Genomic DNA, 16,070 nt, shown 5'->3' with positions numbered 1-16,070 from the left:
AGCCGGGCCGGGGCTCTGCCGGCTCCGACGCGCCGAGCCGGCCACCCTTCTGGTGTCCCTCGTCCGGCCGACCCGGCCGGGCGCCCTGGCGCGCACCGCGAGAAGGAAGAGGCCCGGCGCGACGAGAGATCTCCGTCAGCTTTCCCGGTCCTCTGCGGCCTCCATGCGGCGCAGACCTTCGTGGGTGATCGTCACGATGGCCGGGGTGCGGTGGGACGTCCATTCGACCGAGACGAGGCCCTCGTCGGCAAGATAGCTGCACGCGGCAGCGAGGTCCTCGTCGGGAAGGCGCACCGCGTCGCGCAGGGTCTCTCCGCTGAGGCTGCTGCGGTTCTCGGCGATCGCTTCGTAGAGGGCGCACAGGACGGCCTCCCGGTACTGCCTGCGTTCCCGCAGTGTTGCCATGGCTGCCGCTCCCTTGGGATGGCGGGTCAGCGCCTGCCCGCCTGGGGACGCTGGTCGGTGGGCGGCCTGCTTGAGGCGAGCCACGACCGGGCAGGACCCGCCGCCCGTGTGGTGTCCACGGTGAGACTGAGGCAGGTGGCGCCTTCACGGCCCGCCGGATAGCTGCGCTGCTCCGTCGCCGCGAAGCAGCGGCGCAGCACCTCCACCACCCTGCGGGCCACCTCGGGAGTCGCGGCGACCACCCGGACGTCTGCCCGGCCGGCCGGGGGCAGCTGTTGCTCGGCCATCGTGAGGTCACCTCCGGTCGGTCCGCACGGAAGACACGATCCCGGTCGGCAACCGGTGCGCCGCGCCGACACGATCGTCCGTGCGCTGTGCCGCGCCGCACCGTGGACCGGGTGGTTCGTCCGGACGTCGTCCTTATCTCCAGTGTGGGTGCCTCACAGCCGGGATGCCAAGCGTGGAGGGAGCCGTCCCGCCGCCTCCTCTTCCTTCCCGGGCGGCCGGCGCCGCGCGTGACCGCAGTATCGTGGACCTGACGGTTCCTCGTCTCCGACTGCCGGGGACTCTCAGTCTCCGGCGGCCGGGCAACTCGACGGCCGACGGGCGGCAGACCATGGACGACGCTACGACGCAGCGACCCGCCGGATTTCTTCCGGACGCGGTTCACGCTTCCGTACGGCCCGGAACAGCCCTGCTGCGGCTGGAAACCACCCAGTCCCGCGAGGGGGCCCTGGACGGTGCCTGGTGGCCCCGCTCCCGCGACATCGGCGCCGAGCTGCCCGCCCTCATCATGGCGGTGACCGAACACCTCGGCCCGGTGACCCGTGTGGGGCTCGACGCCTCCGCCTGGGAGTCACTCCCGACGCGGCTGGTGGTCGATGACCGCGTGGTCCACATCGACTCGTTCCCGGTGGGGGACGACACCGTGCTCGTGACCCGCGGTGATCGCGACCACTTCTCGCTGCTGGTGATTCCCCCGGACTCCACGCCGGAGGCCGCGCACGCCGCGATGGCCCGGGCGGTCGTGCCCGGCAGCGTGAGCCAAGCGCGGCAGATTCTGATCGACACCGCCACAGGGCAGCGGATTCACGAGAGCGGCTGATCGCGCACCGCCCGGACCGGGAGATTGCCCGGGCCGACGCCAGCCGATGCGGACGGCGCCCGGCCGCCGAGCCCCCCTGACGGCCCCCGGCCGTCCGTCGGGCTGCCCGGCGTCGCCCCCCCGGGTGACCGGTGTCGGGCCGGAACGACGGTCATCGGCCTGGGGGCCCTTCTGGCCCTGAGCGACGTCGACGTTCACCCGCCGGCCTTCCCGCAGCTCGCGGAAACCGTCAGCGACGATGTTCGAGCAGTGCGCGAAGACGACGTCGTCGCCGTTCTGCAGGATGGCCGCGGAGCCTGCGGCGCGCCCCGCGCCGGTGCGCGGCGCGGGGCGGCCACGTCAGGCGCGCGACCGGAAGCGTTCCAGGGCGGTGACTCCGGCGGCGGCGAGGCCGACCTGGATGGCCATTTCGATCCAGTCGATTCCCTTGGTGTCGGCGACGCCGAGCGCGGCGGCGATGGCGGTGCCGACGAGCGCGGCGGCGACGCCGACGGCGATGGTCCACAGCCAGCCGATGTTCTGCCGCCCGGGCAGCACCAGTCGGCCCAGCGTGCCGATGACGGCTCCGAAGATGATCGCGGTGATGATGCCGGAGATCTCCATGCGCGTGCCCCTCCTTTGTGGGATTACAGGGTGAACTCGTGGGGCGGCAGTTCGGGGGTGCAGCAGGCTTCCCGTCCGACGGCCTGCCCGGTCTTGTCGCCGTCGCCGTCGGCGCCGCCGATGTTCTTCTCCGCCGTCAGCTGGGTCTGCTCGTCGACGCGGACTCCTTGAGGCGCTCCCACAGGACCATGAGAACTCCTTCGCCGTGTGAGCCGGGGGCGGAGCAGCCGCCCCCGGCCGTTACTTCTGCAGTCGTGCAGGAGCTGTCAGGGTCAGCCTTCCTCGCCCTCGTCGTCGCCTTCGAAGAAGTCGCCGACTTCGTCGACGACCTCCGCGGCGACGAAACCGCCCGCCACGCCGACGGCCAGGCCCGCGGCGCCGGCCGCGATGGCCGTGCCCATGCCGGGGCCGGAGCGGTGGCCGTGGTGGTGGTCGTCGTGCCCGTGGTGGCCGTGGTGGTCGCTCTTGTGCGCGTACGGGTCGCCGTGCTGGTAGGCCCCGTGGAAGCCGTGCGCTCCGTGGGAGCCATGGCGTTCGACGAGTTGACGGATCCAGCCGTCGACCTCGGTGCTCCAGTCGGTGTACGCGACATCGCCGTGGCTCACGGTGAAGCGGGTGAGCGCGTCATGGCCCTCGGAGAAGAAGCCGCCGCGCTTGTCGGCCTCCAGGACGACCTCCATGCCGCCCGGGTTGGCCAGGAAGGTCACCTCGATCTCGTTGACCTGGTGCGCGTACTGCGCGCCGGGGCCAGCTCGATCTCCTGGTAGAACGGCAGCTGCTGGCCGGTGCCGCCGATGTGGCCGTACTCCAGGTCGGCGGACTTGAAGCCGAAGCCGAGCTGCCCGAGGGCTTCGAGGATCGCCTCCTGCGCCGGGAGCGGCCGCACGGCCAGCGGATCCAGGTCGCCCTTGTCCTTCGCGCCGGCCACCGCCAGCTCAGTCCGTACGCCGAGGACGATGCCCAGCGCCTGCCCGTGCAACTCGGTGACCGGCGTCTCCCACGGCAGCATCACGCTGAACGGGATGCTGCGCTGCTCGCCCGCCGCGAGGCGGAAGCCGCCGCCGACGGTGAACCGCTCAAAGGTGACCACGCCCTCGGACTCGCCGCCGTCGTGCTCGGCCTCGACCCGGGCGACCAGTTCCAGGGTGATGTGCTCGATGTCGAAGTCGGCTTCGCCGCCCTTGAGATGTACCTCGCCGGCGAGCGGCCCGCCCGGCTGTACCGCCCCGGGCGCGAGGACCGTGTCAACCGAGGGGCCGCCGATGCCGATCGACCCGAGCAGTCGCTTGAACACCATCGTGGCGTTCACTCCTTCATGATGCGTTGCCGTACGGAGACGGGGGCCGCCGCCGGAGCCGCGGTGGCGGCGGCCCGCGGGAGAACTACTTGGACGCCGCGCCGAGCGCGGCCAGTGCCTGGGCCCAGTGGACATATTTCAGATCGGCGAGATCGGCCACGGTCTTGACCCCGAACGCCTCCTTCAGCAGCTCGCCGTCCTTCTCGGACACGCCCTTGAGTGCGTCCACGGGCGCGGCGAGTATCTCCGCGAGGCTCTTGTCCGCCCACGCCTTGTCCAGCACCTTGTCCAGATCTATCGAAGCCACGAAGGCCCTCCAGCCGAGTGTGAGTGTGAGTGTGAGTGGAGTGCGTGCGACGGACGCCGGGACGGGGCGGCGGCGGGATCGGCTCTGCCTAACCGGCTGAACCTGTCCGAGTGCCGGGGTGGTTCGGCATATCGTCTACACACATGTAGAAGCATAGGCCGGGAGTCGCCCTCCTCGGTAGCCATGTGGAAACTGAGCGTGGCCGCCCGCCGCCCGCCGCCCGGCTCGCGCTCGGACGGGGAGGCGGTCCTCGTGGGGAGCGCTGCCCCGGATTCCCTGGCCGCGGGACTGGCCAATGAATCGACAACGACGTAGAAGATGGGTGTTGAGCGCACTCACGATGCACGGCTGCGGGGATGGCCACGAGGCGGTGGCGGAGTCGCGAGTGGCGGAAGAACGACCGGAAACGAACGATGACGGCTTCAGTACCATGAACGGCCTCGCCGTATGAGCAGGGCCGTTGGGCAGGAGGCGGGCGACATGACGGGACGGAACCAGCAAACTGTCGGCAGACCGCCCGGCCGCCGGGGGCAGGGCGAGCTGGAGACGGAGGTCCTCGCCGCCCTGCGGAGCGCCCCCGAGCCGGTCACCGCCGCATACGTACAGGAGCGTCTCGGCCGGGGCCTCGCCTACACGACCGTGATCACCACCCTGACCCGGCTCCAGGCCAAGGGGGCGGTGGCGAGGCAGCGTGCGGGCCGGGCCTTCGAGTGGACGGCTGTCGCGGACGAAGCCGGACTGGCGGCGCTGCGGCTGCGTCGGCTCCTGGACGCGGAAGCGGATCGCGAGGAGGTGCTGGCGAGATTCGTCACGGCCCTGCTGCCGGGTGACGAGCGGCTCCTGCGCGGGCTGCTGGCCCAGCAGCCCGACGAGGGCGCGAGCTGACGCGAGGGTGGGCGTTCGTCTTTCTGCCCCTGGTGCAATCGCCGGAGCTGCCGCCGACTGGCGCGTGGGTGGTGTGGGCCGCTCTCGGCTGGCGGGGTGGGCGGGCCTGGGGGACCCTGGTGTACACGGAGCCGTCTCGCGTGGCTGCCGGTTCGGCGTCTCGGTGAGTCGGCGGGCGTGCCCTGTTCGCATGTGCCGTGGCGGCGGGCGCGTGGTCGGAGGGCGGTCGTCATGGGCACGGCGCGCTTCCGCCGGGCGCCGGCGGCCACCGACCTGTCCCGTCACGGGAACCGGGCTATTGGGGCGGGCTGTGCGGCTCGCTCGGGTGCACGGCGTTCAGGCTGCCGCCGCCTTGTGGGTGGTGTCTCCCCAGGCGCGGCCCAGCGCGTGATGCGGCGTGCCCGGTGCGATGCCCCCCTCGTCGTACGGGAGGTGACCGGGCTCCCGCCCTCCTCCGCCTCCGGGCGTCCCCGCCGGGGCAGACCGGCGGCGTCAGGAATCACGGCCCCGACCTGGCCGTGATCGGACGGGAGTGATGGAGGTGCACGGGTTCGCCCTCTTCGCCGTCATCCTGGCGATCTCGGCGGTCGTCGGGCTGCTGGCCGTACGTCTGCGGCAGCCGCTGATCGTCGCGTTCATCGGCGTGGGCATCGTGGTCGGTCCGACCGGCTTCGGCTGGGTTGAGGCGGACGGCACCATCGAGCTGCTGGCCAGGCTGGGCATCGCGATCCTGCTGTTCCTCGTCGGCCTCCGGCTGGACCTGCACCTGATCCGCACCACAGGACCCATCGCCCTGGCGACCGGACTCGGCCAGGTCCTCTTCACCTCGGTCATCGGCTACCTGATCGCCATCGGCCTCGGCATGGACACGGTCACCGCGCTCTACGTGGCGGTGGCGCTGACCTTCTCGTCCACGATCATCATCGTGAAGCTGCTGTCGGACAAGCGGGAGCTGGAGCAGCTCCACGGGCGGATCGCGGTCGGCTTCCTCATCGTCCAGGACATCGTGGTGGTCCTGGTGATGATCGCGCTGACCGCCGTCGGAAGACAGACCGGCGACAACCTGGCGGCTGATGTCGCCCTGGTCTTCGCGAAGGGCCTTGGACTGCTGGCCGGTATCGCCGTGTTCATGCGGTACGTGCTGCCGAAGGCGCTGCACCAGGTGGCCCGGTCGCAGGAGTTGCTGGTTCTCTTCGGCGTCGCGTACGCCGTGTCGGTCGCGGCCTTGAGCGACTGGATGGGCTTCAGCACCGAAATCGGGGCGTTCCTCGCAGGCGTCTCGCTCGCCACGACGCCGTATCGGGACGCGCTCGGCGCCCGCCTCGTCAGCCTGCGCGACTTCCTGCTGCTGTTCTTCTTCCTCGAACTCGGCGCGCGGCTGGAGTTCACCGACACATCCCAGCAACTCACCGAGGCAGCGATCTTCTCCGCCTTTGTCCTCGTGGGCAATCCGCTGATCGTCGTACTGATCATGGCGGCCATGCGCTACCCGGTACGGGTGGGGTTCCTGGCCGGCCTCACGGTCGCGCAGATCTCCGAGTTCTCCCTCATCCTCGCCGCACTCGGCCTCAGCCTCGGACACATCACCGGCACCACAGTCAGCCTGATCACGGTCGTGGGCCTGATCACCATCGGTGGCTCCACCTATCTCATCCTGTACTCCCATCAGATTTACGCACGCCTGGAACGCTGGCTGTCGGTGCTCGACCGGACCGACGGGAGAACGCGGGACTTTCACGGACAGGAGAAGGAAGCCGACGTGATCCTCTACGGCATGGGCCGCTTCGGCGGGGCCATCGCCGACCAGCTCGGCCAGGCCGGCCACCGGGTCCTGGCCGTGGACTTCGACCCGCACCGCGTTGCCCGATGCGACCGGGAGGGCGTGACCGCCGTGTTCGGCAGCGCAGAGGACATGCATCTGCTGGAAAGCCTTCCGCTCTCCCGCGCACGCTGCGTGATCAGCACCATTCCGCTGACGGAGACCAGCAAGGCGCTTCTGCACGGGCTGCGGCACCACGACTACCAGGGCAAGGTGGCCCTGACCGCCCACTCCGAGCGCGACGCCAAGCAGCTGGACGCCGCAGGCGCCGACCTCATCCTGCGGCCGTACCCGCTCGCCGCCATGGCCGCTGCCGAAGTCCTCGAACAACTCCTCGGGCACGGAGACCAGGACCGGGGCAGCGGCTCGCCACCCGCTTGAAGGACCGTATGAGCAGCCACATGGCGGGCCCCAGAAGGCGAGGGGAAGCCGGTGCGAGATGTAGCGGGTGAACCGCTGTCGCGATGACAGCCGACTCAGCCGCCGTGGCGGTGTACCCGCAGGCGACTCACCCGGAAGGACATGTCGGTCACACCGGGCTCCGGCGGACAGTGATGCCGCCCGGCCGACACGGACAGGTTGACGATGAGGTAGGCGCACCAGTCCCCGCCCACACCCGTGCCGTCCGCGAAGACCCGCCGCCCGTTCACCCACCACACGACCGACCGGTCGCCGAAGTCGACGCGCAGATCCACCCACGCTCCGGGGGCGACGGCCGGGTCCCGGTAGTAGTGGCACCCGCCGTTCACGTGGTTGGACAGCTCCAGGACATCCGGATTGTCCGGGTGGTACTCGAACACGTCGATCTCCTGGCCGCCGTCCCGCCACGTCCAGATCGCCGGCCACGCCCCCAGCGCCCTGGCGAGCCGCACCCTGGCCTCCAGCACATCCCCGGTGCGCACCATGAAGCCCTCGCGGCTGCCCTCGGTGGTCAGCAGCCCGGCGTTCCACAGCCCGTCCGGCCGCAGAGCCGCGCGGAAGGCGCCGCCGCGGCAGTAGAACGGGTCGTCGACGAGATGGTCCAGCTTCCCGTCCCCCGGATTGACCGGCCCCCCACCGGGATACGCCCATGACCGCCCCGCGACCCACTGCGCGGCCGACGCGAAATCGGCGGTGAACGTGGCAGACAAGGGCGACACCTCACATCTTTGCACGAGTTGGGGCACGTGAGCCGCGGCGCTTCCGGTGCGGTGGTGTGCACCGGGAGTGCCGCGGGGGTGGTGGGCGGCGGGGGTGTAGGGCCGGTCCGTACGATGATGGGCGGGCCGGTGGCAGATCCGGCCCCCCGGTTTCGCTGAAGGAACGAAGCCCATGTGATCCGCGTGACGACGTGCGTGACCAGCAGGCGGCTGGACAGGCTGGAGCCGATCGGTCAGGACGCACCGGTTGCGAAGCAGCGGATGGGGGACGCCCCGCGGCCGGGCCCTTGCGGTCGGTGGTGCGTCGATGTCCCTCACCGGCACGCGGGTCACCACGGCACTTCCCCTGCGTACGTCGAAGAAGCCGCCGGTGGGGCCGTCGTCGGGGAGGGTCGCGAGGCGGATCGCGATCGCCGCTGTCGCGGGCGGTCCGCGGGCTCGAACGGCGCCTCGGGGCGGCCCTGCTGGAACGCGCCAGTCGCGCGGTCACCCTGACCGGGGCCGGGTCGGTGCTTCTGCGGGAGGCCCGGGCGGCGCTGGACGCGCCCACAGTCACGACGGTCATCGCCTGGCCACCCCACAGCCGGTCCCGAGCCGTCGCCGGCCTCGTTCAGGCCGCGATCCGTCTCTCATAGCTGGTGAAACGATCGGGGACGTCTTCCTGATGCGTCTGCCAGATGAGGCCGCAGGCGATGGAGACATCGCACTCCTGACGGGCACGCATCGGGCACGATGGGCCGTAGCGCGGCCTGGACAACACCTAACCCCCAGATCGTTGACCTGCCCCGCTGTCTGCTGTGCAGGGCCTTGCGCGGCTGCTCAGCGTTTGGCGTGGCGGCGTCGCCCGGCTGGGGCCGGGACATCGCTGTCCTGCATGCGATCGGCCGGTGTCTGCTGCGTGCCGGCGCGGGCGCGGAGGACCTCGATGACGATGGGCACGACGGAGAGCAGCACAATGCCGACGAGGATGGCCTCGATGTGCTCGCGGACGAAGGTGATCTGGCCGAGGGCGGCGCCGAGGAGGGTGACGCCGACACCCCACAGGATGCCGCCGACGATGTTGTACGTGAGGAACGAGCGGTAGTTCATGCGGCTGACGCCGGCGATGATCGGCGTGAACGTCCGGACGATGGGGACGAACCGGCACAGGACGAGCGACTTCGGTCCGTGCTTCTCGAAGAACTCGTGCGCCTTCTGGACGTTCTCCTGCTTGAAGAAGCGGGAGTCGGGGCGGTTGAAGATCGCCGGGCCCACCTTGCGGCCGAACAGGTAGCCGGCCTGGTCGCCGAGGATGGCCGCGATCGCGATGAGGGTGCAGGTCTGCCAGAGCGGCGTGTCGAGGACTCCGGTGGTGGTCAGCAGACCCGTGGTGAAGAGCAGCGAGTCACCCGGGAGGAAGAAGCCGATGAGCAGGCCGGATTCGGCGAAGACGATCGCCAGCACTCCGTAAAGACCGAATTCGTTGATCAGGAAGTCGGGGTCCAGCCAGCTCGGGCCGAGCGCGAGCGTCGAAACGTGGGTGTTCACGGGCGGAAGGGCTCCTGCGGAAGCGGCGGACGCGATTGGCCCGCATGGTGCAGACAAGCTACCAACGCGCCGGCAGACTCGCTGTCGCCAGCCCGGTCACCGTTTTCGCGCCGGGGCCTCCTGGCCACGCCTCCCGCTCCCGCCCTCCTTGCCGGTGCGTGGGGGGCGACGGGCTACGATCCGTTCAGCGGGCCGCAGACGTCCTCGTGGGAGAGACGGCCCCGGTCGAAGAAGGTGGTCATCATGGGTGCTTTCAGCGCTTCGCACATCCTCATCGTTCTCGGTGTCGCCGTGCTGTTGTTCGGCAGTGCGAAGTTGCCCGAGATGGCCCGCGCGCTCGGCAAGTCCGCGCGCATCCTGAAGAGCGAAGCCGCGGCGATGAAGGACGACGGCACGACGGCCGCCGAACCGGCGCTCCCCCCGTCGCAGAGGACCGCCTGACTTCACCCCTGCGTACCCGGCGAGGCGGCCGCGGGCGCGAGCGGGTTCGGGGTGGGCTGCGCCCGAGCGGCGCCTTTGGGCGAGTTGGGGCACGAGGAGGGCACGGCGACCGGCAATAGGTCCAGACAACAAGAAAGGCCCAGGTCGCTGACCTGGGCCTTCAATCAAGAGCGGGTGACGGGAATCGAACCCGCGCTCTGAGCTTGGGAAGCTCATGTTCTACCATTAAACTACACCCGCGCGGCGGAGCCGATCATCGGAGCCGCATCGTCGCTCACTGTACCTCATCACTGGCCCCCGGTGTTATGCGCCGTGGGGTCTTTGTGTTGTGTGCGGGTGGTGAGGGGGTGGATGCGGCTGCGGGGGGCGGGAGTTGGGGCGTAGCGTTGGTCTACGGAGTGCCGCGTGGAGTGGCATCCGGTTCATCCCCTAATGTGGCTTTCGTCCGCATTGGCTGGGGAAGGGACTCGATGGACTTGATGGAGCGCACCGTCGTCCGCTGTGCCGAGGGGCATGTCTTCGCTACCGCTTCGTTTCCGATGCAGCAGCTCGGCGCCGACCGGATCGGACCTGGGCGGCTCATCCGGTGTCCGCGCTGTGCGCGGCTGCGGCATGCGGTGCCCGTGGAGCCGGTGAAGCGGTAGGCCGGAGACGGAAGGACAGGCCGGGAGAAGAGCCGAGGGCGGTGCGCGCGGGGACGGCGGAGTCGGATTACGGCGGGCCCGCGCGCTCCCCGTATCCTCGGGGGGTGCTTCTCTCAGACAAGGACATCCGGGCCGAGATCGACGCCGGGCGCGTGCGCATCGATCCGTATGACGAATCCATGGTGCAGCCCTCGAGCATCGATGTGCGGCTGGACCGCTATTTCCGGGTGTTCGAGAACCACCGCTACCCGCATATCGACCCCGCGGTCGAGCAGGCGGATCTGACGCGGCTGGTCGAGCCGGACGGCGACGAGGCGTTCATCCTGCACCCCGGCGAATTTGTGCTCGCCTCGACCTATGAGGTCATCTCGCTGCCGGAGGACCTCGCCAGCAGGCTGGAGGGAAAGAGCTCCCTCGGGCGGCTGGGTCTGGTGACCCATTCGACCGCCGGCTTTATCGACCCCGGCTTCTCCGGGCATGTGACGCTTGAGCTGTCCAACCTCGCCACCCTGCCCATCAAGCTGTGGCCGGGCATGAAGATCGGGCAGCTGTGCATGTTCCGGCTCAGCTCTCCGGCCGAGGCGCCGTACGGGAGTGAGCGGTACGGATCGCGTTATCAGGGGCAGCGGGGGCCGACCGCCTCGCGCTCCTTCCAGAACTTCCATCGGACGCAGGTGTGAGCAATGACTGAGGTACGGGAGAACCTGACGTACGAAGGGTTCGGGCGCGCGATCCGCGAGCTGGCGCAGACCATCGCCGATGACGGGTACGAGCCCGACATCGTGCTGTCGATCGCGCGCGGCGGCGTCTTCGTCGCGGGCGGGCTCGCCTACGCCCTGGACTGCAAGAACATCCACCTGGTGAATGTGGAGTTCTACACAGGCGTGGGGACGACCCTGGAAATGCCCGTCATGCTCGCGCCTATGCCCAACGCGATCGACTTCTCCGACAAGAAGGTCCTGATCACCGACGACGTCGCCGACACGGGCAAGACGCTCAAGCTGGTTCACGACTTCTGCCTCGACACCGTCGCCGAGGTCCGCAGCGCCGTCATCTACCAGAAGTCGCATTCCCTGGTGGACTGCGAGTACGTCTGGAAGCGGACCGACGAGTGGATCAACTTCCCGTGGTCCGTCGAGCCGCCCGTGGTGCAGCGTGCGGGGCAGGTCCTCGACGCCTGAGCGGGCGGAGACAAGGACCAGCGGAGACCAAGGAAAAGGAACAGGGGCGTTCGCCGGTGATCGGCGAGCGCCCCTTCTCCGTTTCCCTCGCTCTCGCGACGCGTCAGGACGTGTGAGGACGCGTGAGGACGCGTGAGGACGCGTCAGATGGTGCCCAGCTTGATGATCGACAGGATGCCGATCAGCTGGATCGCCGACGCCCCCAGCGCCTTCGGCCACGGCAGATCGTGCGACTTGCTCACCATCGAGGTGAACAGCGCGCCCGCCGCCAGCCAGGTCAGCCAGCCGACCACCTGGACCAGGGAGTTCTCGCCGCCCAGGAAGAGCGCGAAGAGCAGTCGCGGGGCGTCCGTGATGGACATGATCAGCATGGAGAGGCCGACCGTCGGCTGCCAGGCGCCGTCGCCGCCGAGCTGGCGGGCCAGGGTGTGCGTCACCGCGCCCAGGATCAGACCGCCGATGACGAACGCCACCGCCGTGGTCAGCACATAGGGGATCGCGGTGGAGATCGTGGCGTTGATCGCCTCGTCGCGTGCCTGATCGAAGCCGAACAGCGCCAGCAGCCCGTACAGGAAGGTGACGATCAGCGCCGGGCCCCACACCGCGTAGTCCCGCATCTGCCAGAACGTCGGGCCGGGGCGCAGCACGATGCCGCTCAGCAGCTGCTTCCAGTGCAGCCGGGGGCCGGCGGGCTGGGCGGGCGCGGCCCCGGCGCGGTAGGTCGCGCCGTCGCCGTACGGGTCCTCGCCGACGCTGAACACCTGGGTGTGGCCCGGGGTGTTGGCGTACGGGTCCGAGCCCCGCGGCGGCTGCGGGCCGTGCGGCGGATACGGCTGCTGGTGTGGGTCGCCGCCGTCCCCGAAGTACTCGGGTTCGCCGTACGGGCCGCTGCCGCCCGTCGGGGGCCACTGCGGGGCCTGCGGCTGCGCATACGGGGGCGCCGCAGGAGCGCCTCCGTACGGCGTCTGCGGCGCCTGCTGCGGTTGTCGTTGCGGGGTGCGGTTGTCCCGGCCGCGTCCGATCCTGAATCCAGCCACGCCTTCGAACGTACCCGGTCCCACTCGCCCCGCGGTCGCGGGGGAGTGCCTCCCGCGGCCTTTGCTGCGGACCTGTGACATCCCCTAAGGGGCGGGAATCGGGGAGGAGACAGGGGTGATGACAGGGGTGGGGACAGGGGGAATGCGGGTACGGAGAGGGGCCGGCGCCCGCAGGCGGCCCGGCCCCTCTCCGGCTGTGCGACGGCCGTGTGCGGCGGCCGCGTCGACGGTCCTACTTGACCGGCTCCGGCTCCTGGGAGTTCGGCGTCTCCGCCTCCGGCGGCACCGGCGCCTTCACCGAGTCGAGCAGCAGCTGTGCCACATCCACGACCTGGAGCGACTCCTTCGCCTGGCCCTCGTTCTTCTTGCCGTTCACGGAGTCCGTGAGCATCACCAGACAGAACGGGCAGGCCGTGGAGACGATGTCCGGGTTCAGCGACAGCGCCTCGTCCACCCGCTCGGTGTTGATGCGCTTGCCGATCCGCTCCTCCATCCACATCCGCGCGCCGCCCGCGCCACAGCAGAAGCCGCGCTCCTTGTGGCGGTGCATCTCCTGCTGGCGCAGGCCGGGCACCTTGTCCATGATCTCGCGCGGGGGCGTGTAGACCTTGTTGTGGCGGCCCAGATAGCAGGGGTCGTGGTAGGTGATCAGGCCCTCGACCGGGGTCACCGGGATCAGCTTGCCCTCGTCGATCAGATGCTGGAGCAGCTGCGTGTGGTGGATGACCTCGAACTCGCCGCCGAGCTGCGGGTACTCGTTCGCGATCGTGTTGAAACAGTGCGGGCAGGTCGCGACGATCTTCTTCGACGCCTTGGGCTTGCGGGTGGACTCGTCGTCCTCATCCTCGCCGAACGCCATGTTCAGCATGGCCACGTTCTCCTGGCCCAGCTGCTGGAACAGCGGCTCATTGCCCAGACGGCGCGGCGAGTCACCGGTGCACTTCTCATCGCCGCCCATGATCGCGAACTTGACGCCCGCGATGTGCAGCAGCTCGGCGAAGGCCTTCGTGGTCTTCTTGGCCCGGTCCTCCAGGGCGCCGGCGCAGCCGACCCAGTACAGATAGTCGACCTCGGTGAGGTCCTCGACGTCCTTGCCGACGATCGGGACCTCGAAGTCGACCTCCTTGGTCCACTCGACCCGCTGCTTCTTGGCCAGACCCCAGGGGTTGCCCTTCTTCTCCAGGTTCTTGAGCATCGTGCCCGCCTCGCTCGGGAAGGCGGACTCGATCATCACCTGGTAGCGGCGCATGTCGACGATGTGGTCGATGTGCTCGATGTCGACCGGGCACTGCTCCACGCACGCGCCGCAGGTGGTGCAGGACCACAACACATCCGGGTCGATGACGCCGTTCTCCTCGACGGCGCCGATCAGCGGGCGCTCGGCCTCAGCCAGTGCGGCCGCGGGGACGCCCGCGAGCTGCTCCTCGCTCGCCTTCTCCTCGCCCTCCATCGTCTTGCCGCCGCCGGCCAGCAGATACGGGGCCTTGGCGTGCGCATGGTCGCGCAGCGACATGATCAGCAGCTTCGGGGAGAGCGGCTTGCCGGTGTTCCAGGCGGGGCACTGCGACTGGCAGCGGCCGCACTCGGTGCAGGTGGCGAAGTCGAGGATGCCCTTCCAGGAGAACTGCTCGACCTGGCTGACGCCGAAGACATCGTCCTCGCCGGGGTCTTCGAAGTCGATCTCCTTGCCGCCGGAGGTCATCGGCTGCAGGGCGCCCAGCGCGCTCTCGCCGGTCGCGTTGCGCTTGAACCAGATGTTGGGGAAGCCGAGGAAGCGGTGCCAGGCCACGCCCATATTGGTGTTGAGCGAGACCGTGATCATCCAGATCAGCGAGACGCCGATCTTGATCATCGCGGTGAAGTAGATCAGCGTCTGGAGGGTGGGCACGCTGAGCCCGTCGAAGGCGAGGACCAGCGGGTACGAGATGAAGTACGCGGCCTCGTAGCCCTCGACATGGTGGATCGCGCCTTCAAGGCCGCGCAGGGTGAGGATCGCCAGGCCGATGGCGAGGATGACGTACTCGACGAAGTACGCCTGCCAGGCCTTGGAGCCCGCGAAGCGCGACTTGCGGCCGGCCCGGGAGGGCAGGTTCAGCAGCCGGATGGCCATCAGCACGGCGATGCCGACGACCGTCATCAGACCGATGAACTCGATGTACATCTCGAACGGCAGGAATCCGCCGAGCACCGGCAGCCTCCAGTCGGCCTGGAAGAGCTGGCCGTACGCCTGCGCCAGCGTCGGCGGCAGGGTGAGGAAGCCGATCGCGACGAACCAGTGGGCGAAGCCCACGATCCCCCACCGGTTCATCCGGGTGTGGCCGAGGAACTCCTTGACCAGGGTGATCGTGCGCGCCTTGGGGTTGTCGGTGCGGCTGCCCGCAGGCACGGCCTGGCCGAGCCTGACGAACCGGTAGATCTGTGCGACGGCTCGGGCGATGAGCGCAACGCCGACCACGGTCAGGACCAGCGACACAATGATCGCGGCGAGTTGCATTTGGGGGCTCCTCGGGCCTGCGAGGGTGGGGATCGATCCAGTACTACTAAGCGGTAACTTATTGAGTCCGTGCCGAGAGTACCCACTTATGCACTCGCACTGTAGTCGCGCACTCGGTGATCTGCGTCGCTCAGGCAACCCTTGCCGGGGTCCTCGATCACGGCGTGCGCCGCAGCTCGCGGCCGGGTCCGCGCCCTGGGCCGGACCCTGACTCGCGCCCTGGGCCGTACCCCGGAGCGCGCCCCGGAGCGCGCCTCTGGGCGGCCTGCGGCGGCGATGCGGACCGTGCGGGCCAGGATGGCCAGGTCCATGCCGAGCCAGTGCTGCTCGGCGTAGTGGCGGTCGAGTACGGACATCTCCTCCCACGGCAGCTCCGAGCGGCCGCTGAGCTGCCAGGGGCCCGTCATCCCGGGGCGCACGCATCGACGCGCCGGATGCGCGGGGCGGCCGGGCGGCAGCGGCGCCGGGCCGACCAGGGACATCTCGCCGCGCACCACATTGATCAGCCGGGGGAGCGTGTCGAGGCAGCGGCGGCGCAGCAGCCGGCCGACCGGGGTGACGTCGCCGAGCGGCCCGGGCGGCTCGGTCCGCGTCGTACGGAAGCCGAGCATCGTGAAGGGACGGCCCCGCAGGCCCGCTCGCCGCCGTCGTACGAGCACCGGGCCGGGGGAGGTGAGCGCGACCGCCGCCGCGGTGGCCAGCAGGACGGGGGAGAGGAGCAGGAGCAGCAGCAGCGCCCCGGCAAGATCGACGACCCGCTTGGCCCCGACGGCCCCGACGGCCTCGACGGTGCGGACGGCGGCCTCTGCGGCGCGGGCGGCGGCCCCGGCTGCCCGGGCGGCGGCCTGAAGCGCCCTCGCGGCGCCGGGGGTGCGTCCCGGCCGCCGCGCCCGCCCTGGCGGCCTCACCGGCTTCGGCCGCTTCAGCCATTCCGTCTGTCTCGTCCGGCTCGCTTGCCTGCCCCGCATGGCGTGCGCTCCTCGCTCCGGGCTCCCCGGTCCGGGCCGCTCGGCGCCCACCCCCTGGCCCCGATCCCATTTGTCGGGTTTAGTTGGTTTTCATCCATGACTCTGGCATGAATGGCGTTCGCGGTGGCGCTGCGCCACGCCTCTGACCTCCAAGGCTGCACTTAAGGGCCGGATAAAAGTTGAGTCGATCGGACTCAGCTCTGTTGACGTGGTTTCTT

General features: G+C 69.9%; 16 protein-coding genes, 1 tRNA gene and 5 pseudogenes. 8 read left to right on the top strand and 14 right to left on the bottom strand.

Going from position 1 to position 16,070, the window contains the following annotated elements; translation table 11 throughout:
• Positions 1–135: 135 nt before the first annotated feature.
• The gene (locus tag OF819_RS02440) at positions 136–405 is read right to left on the bottom strand and encodes a hypothetical protein (RefSeq protein ID WP_267241602.1); all 270 of its coding nucleotides are present in this window, start codon (positions 403–405) and stop codon (positions 136–138) included.
• 26 nt (positions 406–431) lie between these two features.
• Positions 432–692 carry a hypothetical protein gene (locus OF819_RS02435; protein ID WP_267241601.1) on the bottom strand — a complete coding sequence of 87 codons (261 nt, stop codon included), beginning with the start codon at positions 690–692 and terminating at the stop codon, positions 432–434.
• Between the two features lie 329 nt (positions 693–1,021).
• On the opposite strand from OF819_RS02435, the gene OF819_RS02430 reads away from it, so the two are divergent.
• On the top strand, positions 1,022–1,510 hold the full coding sequence (locus tag OF819_RS02430; RefSeq protein WP_267241600.1) for a DUF5994 family protein: 489 nt from the start codon (positions 1,022–1,024) through the stop codon (positions 1,508–1,510).
• A gap of 165 nt (positions 1,511–1,675) precedes the next feature.
• On the opposite strand, the pseudogene OF819_RS02425 reads toward OF819_RS02430, so the two are convergent.
• From OF819_RS02425 to OF819_RS02405, 5 genes and pseudogenes are all read right to left on the bottom strand, one after another.
• Positions 1,676–1,792: pseudogene (locus OF819_RS02425) on the bottom strand (cold shock domain-containing protein); the annotation flags it as partial.
• Positions 1,793–1,849: 57 nt separating this feature from the next.
• Positions 1,850–2,113, bottom strand: a complete 264-nt coding sequence (locus tag OF819_RS02420; protein ID WP_267241599.1) for a GlsB/YeaQ/YmgE family stress response membrane protein — start codon at positions 2,111–2,113, stop codon at positions 1,850–1,852.
• A 23-nt stretch (positions 2,114–2,136) separates the two neighbouring features.
• Positions 2,137–2,295 (bottom strand): hypothetical protein, encoded by a 159-nt coding sequence (locus OF819_RS29195; RefSeq protein WP_416370460.1) that lies wholly within the window; start codon positions 2,293–2,295, stop codon positions 2,137–2,139.
• 90 nt (positions 2,296–2,385) lie between these two features.
• Positions 2,386–3,410, bottom strand: a pseudogene (locus OF819_RS02410) (sporulation protein).
• Between the two features lie 85 nt (positions 3,411–3,495).
• Complete coding sequence (locus OF819_RS02405; protein WP_267241598.1) at positions 3,496–3,717, bottom strand: hypothetical protein; 222 nt, start codon at positions 3,715–3,717, stop codon at positions 3,496–3,498.
• A gap of 480 nt (positions 3,718–4,197) precedes the next feature.
• Here OF819_RS02405 and OF819_RS02400 point away from each other — a divergent pair, with 480 nt between their 5' ends.
• Entirely contained in the window at positions 4,198–4,602 is a 405-nt protein-coding gene (locus tag OF819_RS02400) for a BlaI/MecI/CopY family transcriptional regulator (protein ID WP_267241597.1), read from the top strand.
• 535 nt (positions 4,603–5,137) lie between these two features.
• The gene (locus OF819_RS02395) at positions 5,138–6,802 is read left to right on the top strand and encodes a cation:proton antiporter (RefSeq protein WP_267241596.1); all 1,665 of its coding nucleotides are present in this window, start codon (positions 5,138–5,140) and stop codon (positions 6,800–6,802) included.
• A gap of 95 nt (positions 6,803–6,897) precedes the next feature.
• Here OF819_RS02395 and OF819_RS02390 read toward each other — a convergent pair whose 3' ends face one another.
• Both OF819_RS02390 and OF819_RS02385 read right to left on the bottom strand, forming a co-directional pair.
• Positions 6,898–7,551, bottom strand: a complete 654-nt coding sequence (locus tag OF819_RS02390) for a family 16 glycosylhydrolase (RefSeq protein ID WP_267241595.1) — start codon at positions 7,549–7,551, stop codon at positions 6,898–6,900.
• 338 nt (positions 7,552–7,889) lie between these two features.
• Positions 7,890–7,995 (bottom strand): annotated as a pseudogene (locus OF819_RS02385) (dehydrogenase); the annotation flags it as partial.
• Here OF819_RS02385 and OF819_RS02380 point away from each other — a divergent pair.
• Positions 7,959–8,105 (top strand): annotated as a pseudogene (locus OF819_RS02380) (LysR family transcriptional regulator); the annotation flags it as partial. The pseudogenes OF819_RS02385 and OF819_RS02380 overlap by 37 nt on opposite strands.
• A gap of 274 nt (positions 8,106–8,379) precedes the next feature.
• On the opposite strand, the gene OF819_RS02375 reads toward OF819_RS02380, so the two are convergent.
• A complete protein-coding gene (locus OF819_RS02375) occupies positions 8,380–9,087 on the bottom strand; it encodes a DedA family protein (RefSeq protein WP_267241594.1) in 708 nt (235 codons plus the stop codon).
• A gap of 243 nt (positions 9,088–9,330) precedes the next feature.
• Here OF819_RS02375 and tatA point away from each other — a divergent pair.
• Positions 9,331–9,513 (top strand): annotated as a pseudogene (gene tatA, locus OF819_RS02370) (Sec-independent protein translocase subunit TatA); the annotation flags it as partial.
• 184 nt (positions 9,514–9,697) lie between these two features.
• Here the strand turns inward: tatA and OF819_RS02365 are convergent.
• A tRNA-Gly gene (locus OF819_RS02365) sits at positions 9,698–9,768 on the bottom strand.
• Positions 9,769–9,998: 230 nt separating this feature from the next.
• On the opposite strand from OF819_RS02365, the gene OF819_RS02360 reads away from it, so the two are divergent.
• From OF819_RS02360 to OF819_RS02350, 3 genes are all read left to right on the top strand, one after another.
• Positions 9,999–10,172 carry a hypothetical protein gene (locus tag OF819_RS02360; RefSeq protein WP_267241593.1) on the top strand — a complete coding sequence of 58 codons (174 nt, stop codon included), beginning with the start codon at positions 9,999–10,001 and terminating at the stop codon, positions 10,170–10,172.
• Between the two features lie 104 nt (positions 10,173–10,276).
• Positions 10,277–10,852 carry a dCTP deaminase gene (gene dcd, locus OF819_RS02355; RefSeq protein ID WP_267241592.1) on the top strand — a complete coding sequence of 192 codons (576 nt, stop codon included), beginning with the start codon at positions 10,277–10,279 and terminating at the stop codon, positions 10,850–10,852.
• A gap of 3 nt (positions 10,853–10,855) precedes the next feature.
• A complete protein-coding gene (locus tag OF819_RS02350) occupies positions 10,856–11,353 on the top strand; it encodes a phosphoribosyltransferase (protein ID WP_267241591.1) in 498 nt (165 codons plus the stop codon).
• Between the two features lie 143 nt (positions 11,354–11,496).
• On the opposite strand, the gene OF819_RS02345 is transcribed toward OF819_RS02350, so the two are convergent.
• From OF819_RS02345 to OF819_RS02335, 3 genes are all read right to left on the bottom strand, one after another.
• Complete coding sequence (locus tag OF819_RS02345) at positions 11,497–12,390, bottom strand: Yip1 family protein (RefSeq protein ID WP_267241590.1); 894 nt, start codon at positions 12,388–12,390, stop codon at positions 11,497–11,499.
• Between the two features lie 232 nt (positions 12,391–12,622).
• Positions 12,623–14,884 carry a (Fe-S)-binding protein gene (locus OF819_RS02340; protein WP_267241589.1) on the bottom strand — a complete coding sequence of 754 codons (2,262 nt, stop codon included), beginning with the start codon at positions 14,882–14,884 and terminating at the stop codon, positions 12,623–12,625.
• Between the two features lie 86 nt (positions 14,885–14,970).
• Positions 14,971–15,852: a sugar transferase gene (locus OF819_RS02335; RefSeq protein ID WP_267241588.1), complete on the bottom strand. Its 882-nt coding sequence runs from the start codon at positions 15,850–15,852 to the stop codon at positions 14,971–14,973.
• Between the last annotated feature and the right edge of the window lie 218 nt (positions 15,853–16,070).

This window comes from Streptomyces sp. PR69 (assembly GCF_026420845.1).
Taxonomy (GTDB): domain Bacteria; phylum Actinomycetota; class Actinomycetes; order Streptomycetales; family Streptomycetaceae; genus Streptomyces.
Note: the sequence above shows the minus strand (reverse complement) of the source record. Positions and strands in the feature narration are given on the sequence as shown.

Bases quoted from the DNA above. Each gene is read 5' to 3' on its own strand.
- OF819_RS02440 (WP_267241602.1), bottom strand. From the start codon at position 405: ATGGCAACACTGCGGGAACGCAGGCAGTACCGGGAGGCCGTCCTGTGC.
- OF819_RS02435 (WP_267241601.1), bottom strand. From the start codon at position 692: ATGGCCGAGCAACAGCTGCCCCCGGCCGGCCGGGCAGACGTCCGGGTG.
- OF819_RS02430 (WP_267241600.1), top strand. From the start codon at position 1,022: ATGGACGACGCTACGACGCAGCGACCCGCCGGATTTCTTCCGGACGCG.
- OF819_RS02420 (WP_267241599.1), bottom strand. From the start codon at position 2,113: ATGGAGATCTCCGGCATCATCACCGCGATCATCTTCGGAGCCGTCATC.
- OF819_RS02400 (WP_267241597.1), top strand. From the start codon at position 4,198: ATGACGGGACGGAACCAGCAAACTGTCGGCAGACCGCCCGGCCGCCGG.
- OF819_RS02395 (WP_267241596.1), top strand. From the start codon at position 5,138: ATGGAGGTGCACGGGTTCGCCCTCTTCGCCGTCATCCTGGCGATCTCG.
- OF819_RS02360 (WP_267241593.1), top strand. From the start codon at position 9,999: ATGGACTTGATGGAGCGCACCGTCGTCCGCTGTGCCGAGGGGCATGTC.
- OF819_RS02350 (WP_267241591.1), top strand. From the start codon at position 10,856: ATGACTGAGGTACGGGAGAACCTGACGTACGAAGGGTTCGGGCGCGCG.
- OF819_RS02340 (WP_267241589.1), bottom strand. From the start codon at position 14,884: ATGCAACTCGCCGCGATCATTGTGTCGCTGGTCCTGACCGTGGTCGGC.
- OF819_RS02335 (WP_267241588.1), bottom strand. From the start codon at position 15,852: ATGCGGGGCAGGCAAGCGAGCCGGACGAGACAGACGGAATGGCTGAAG.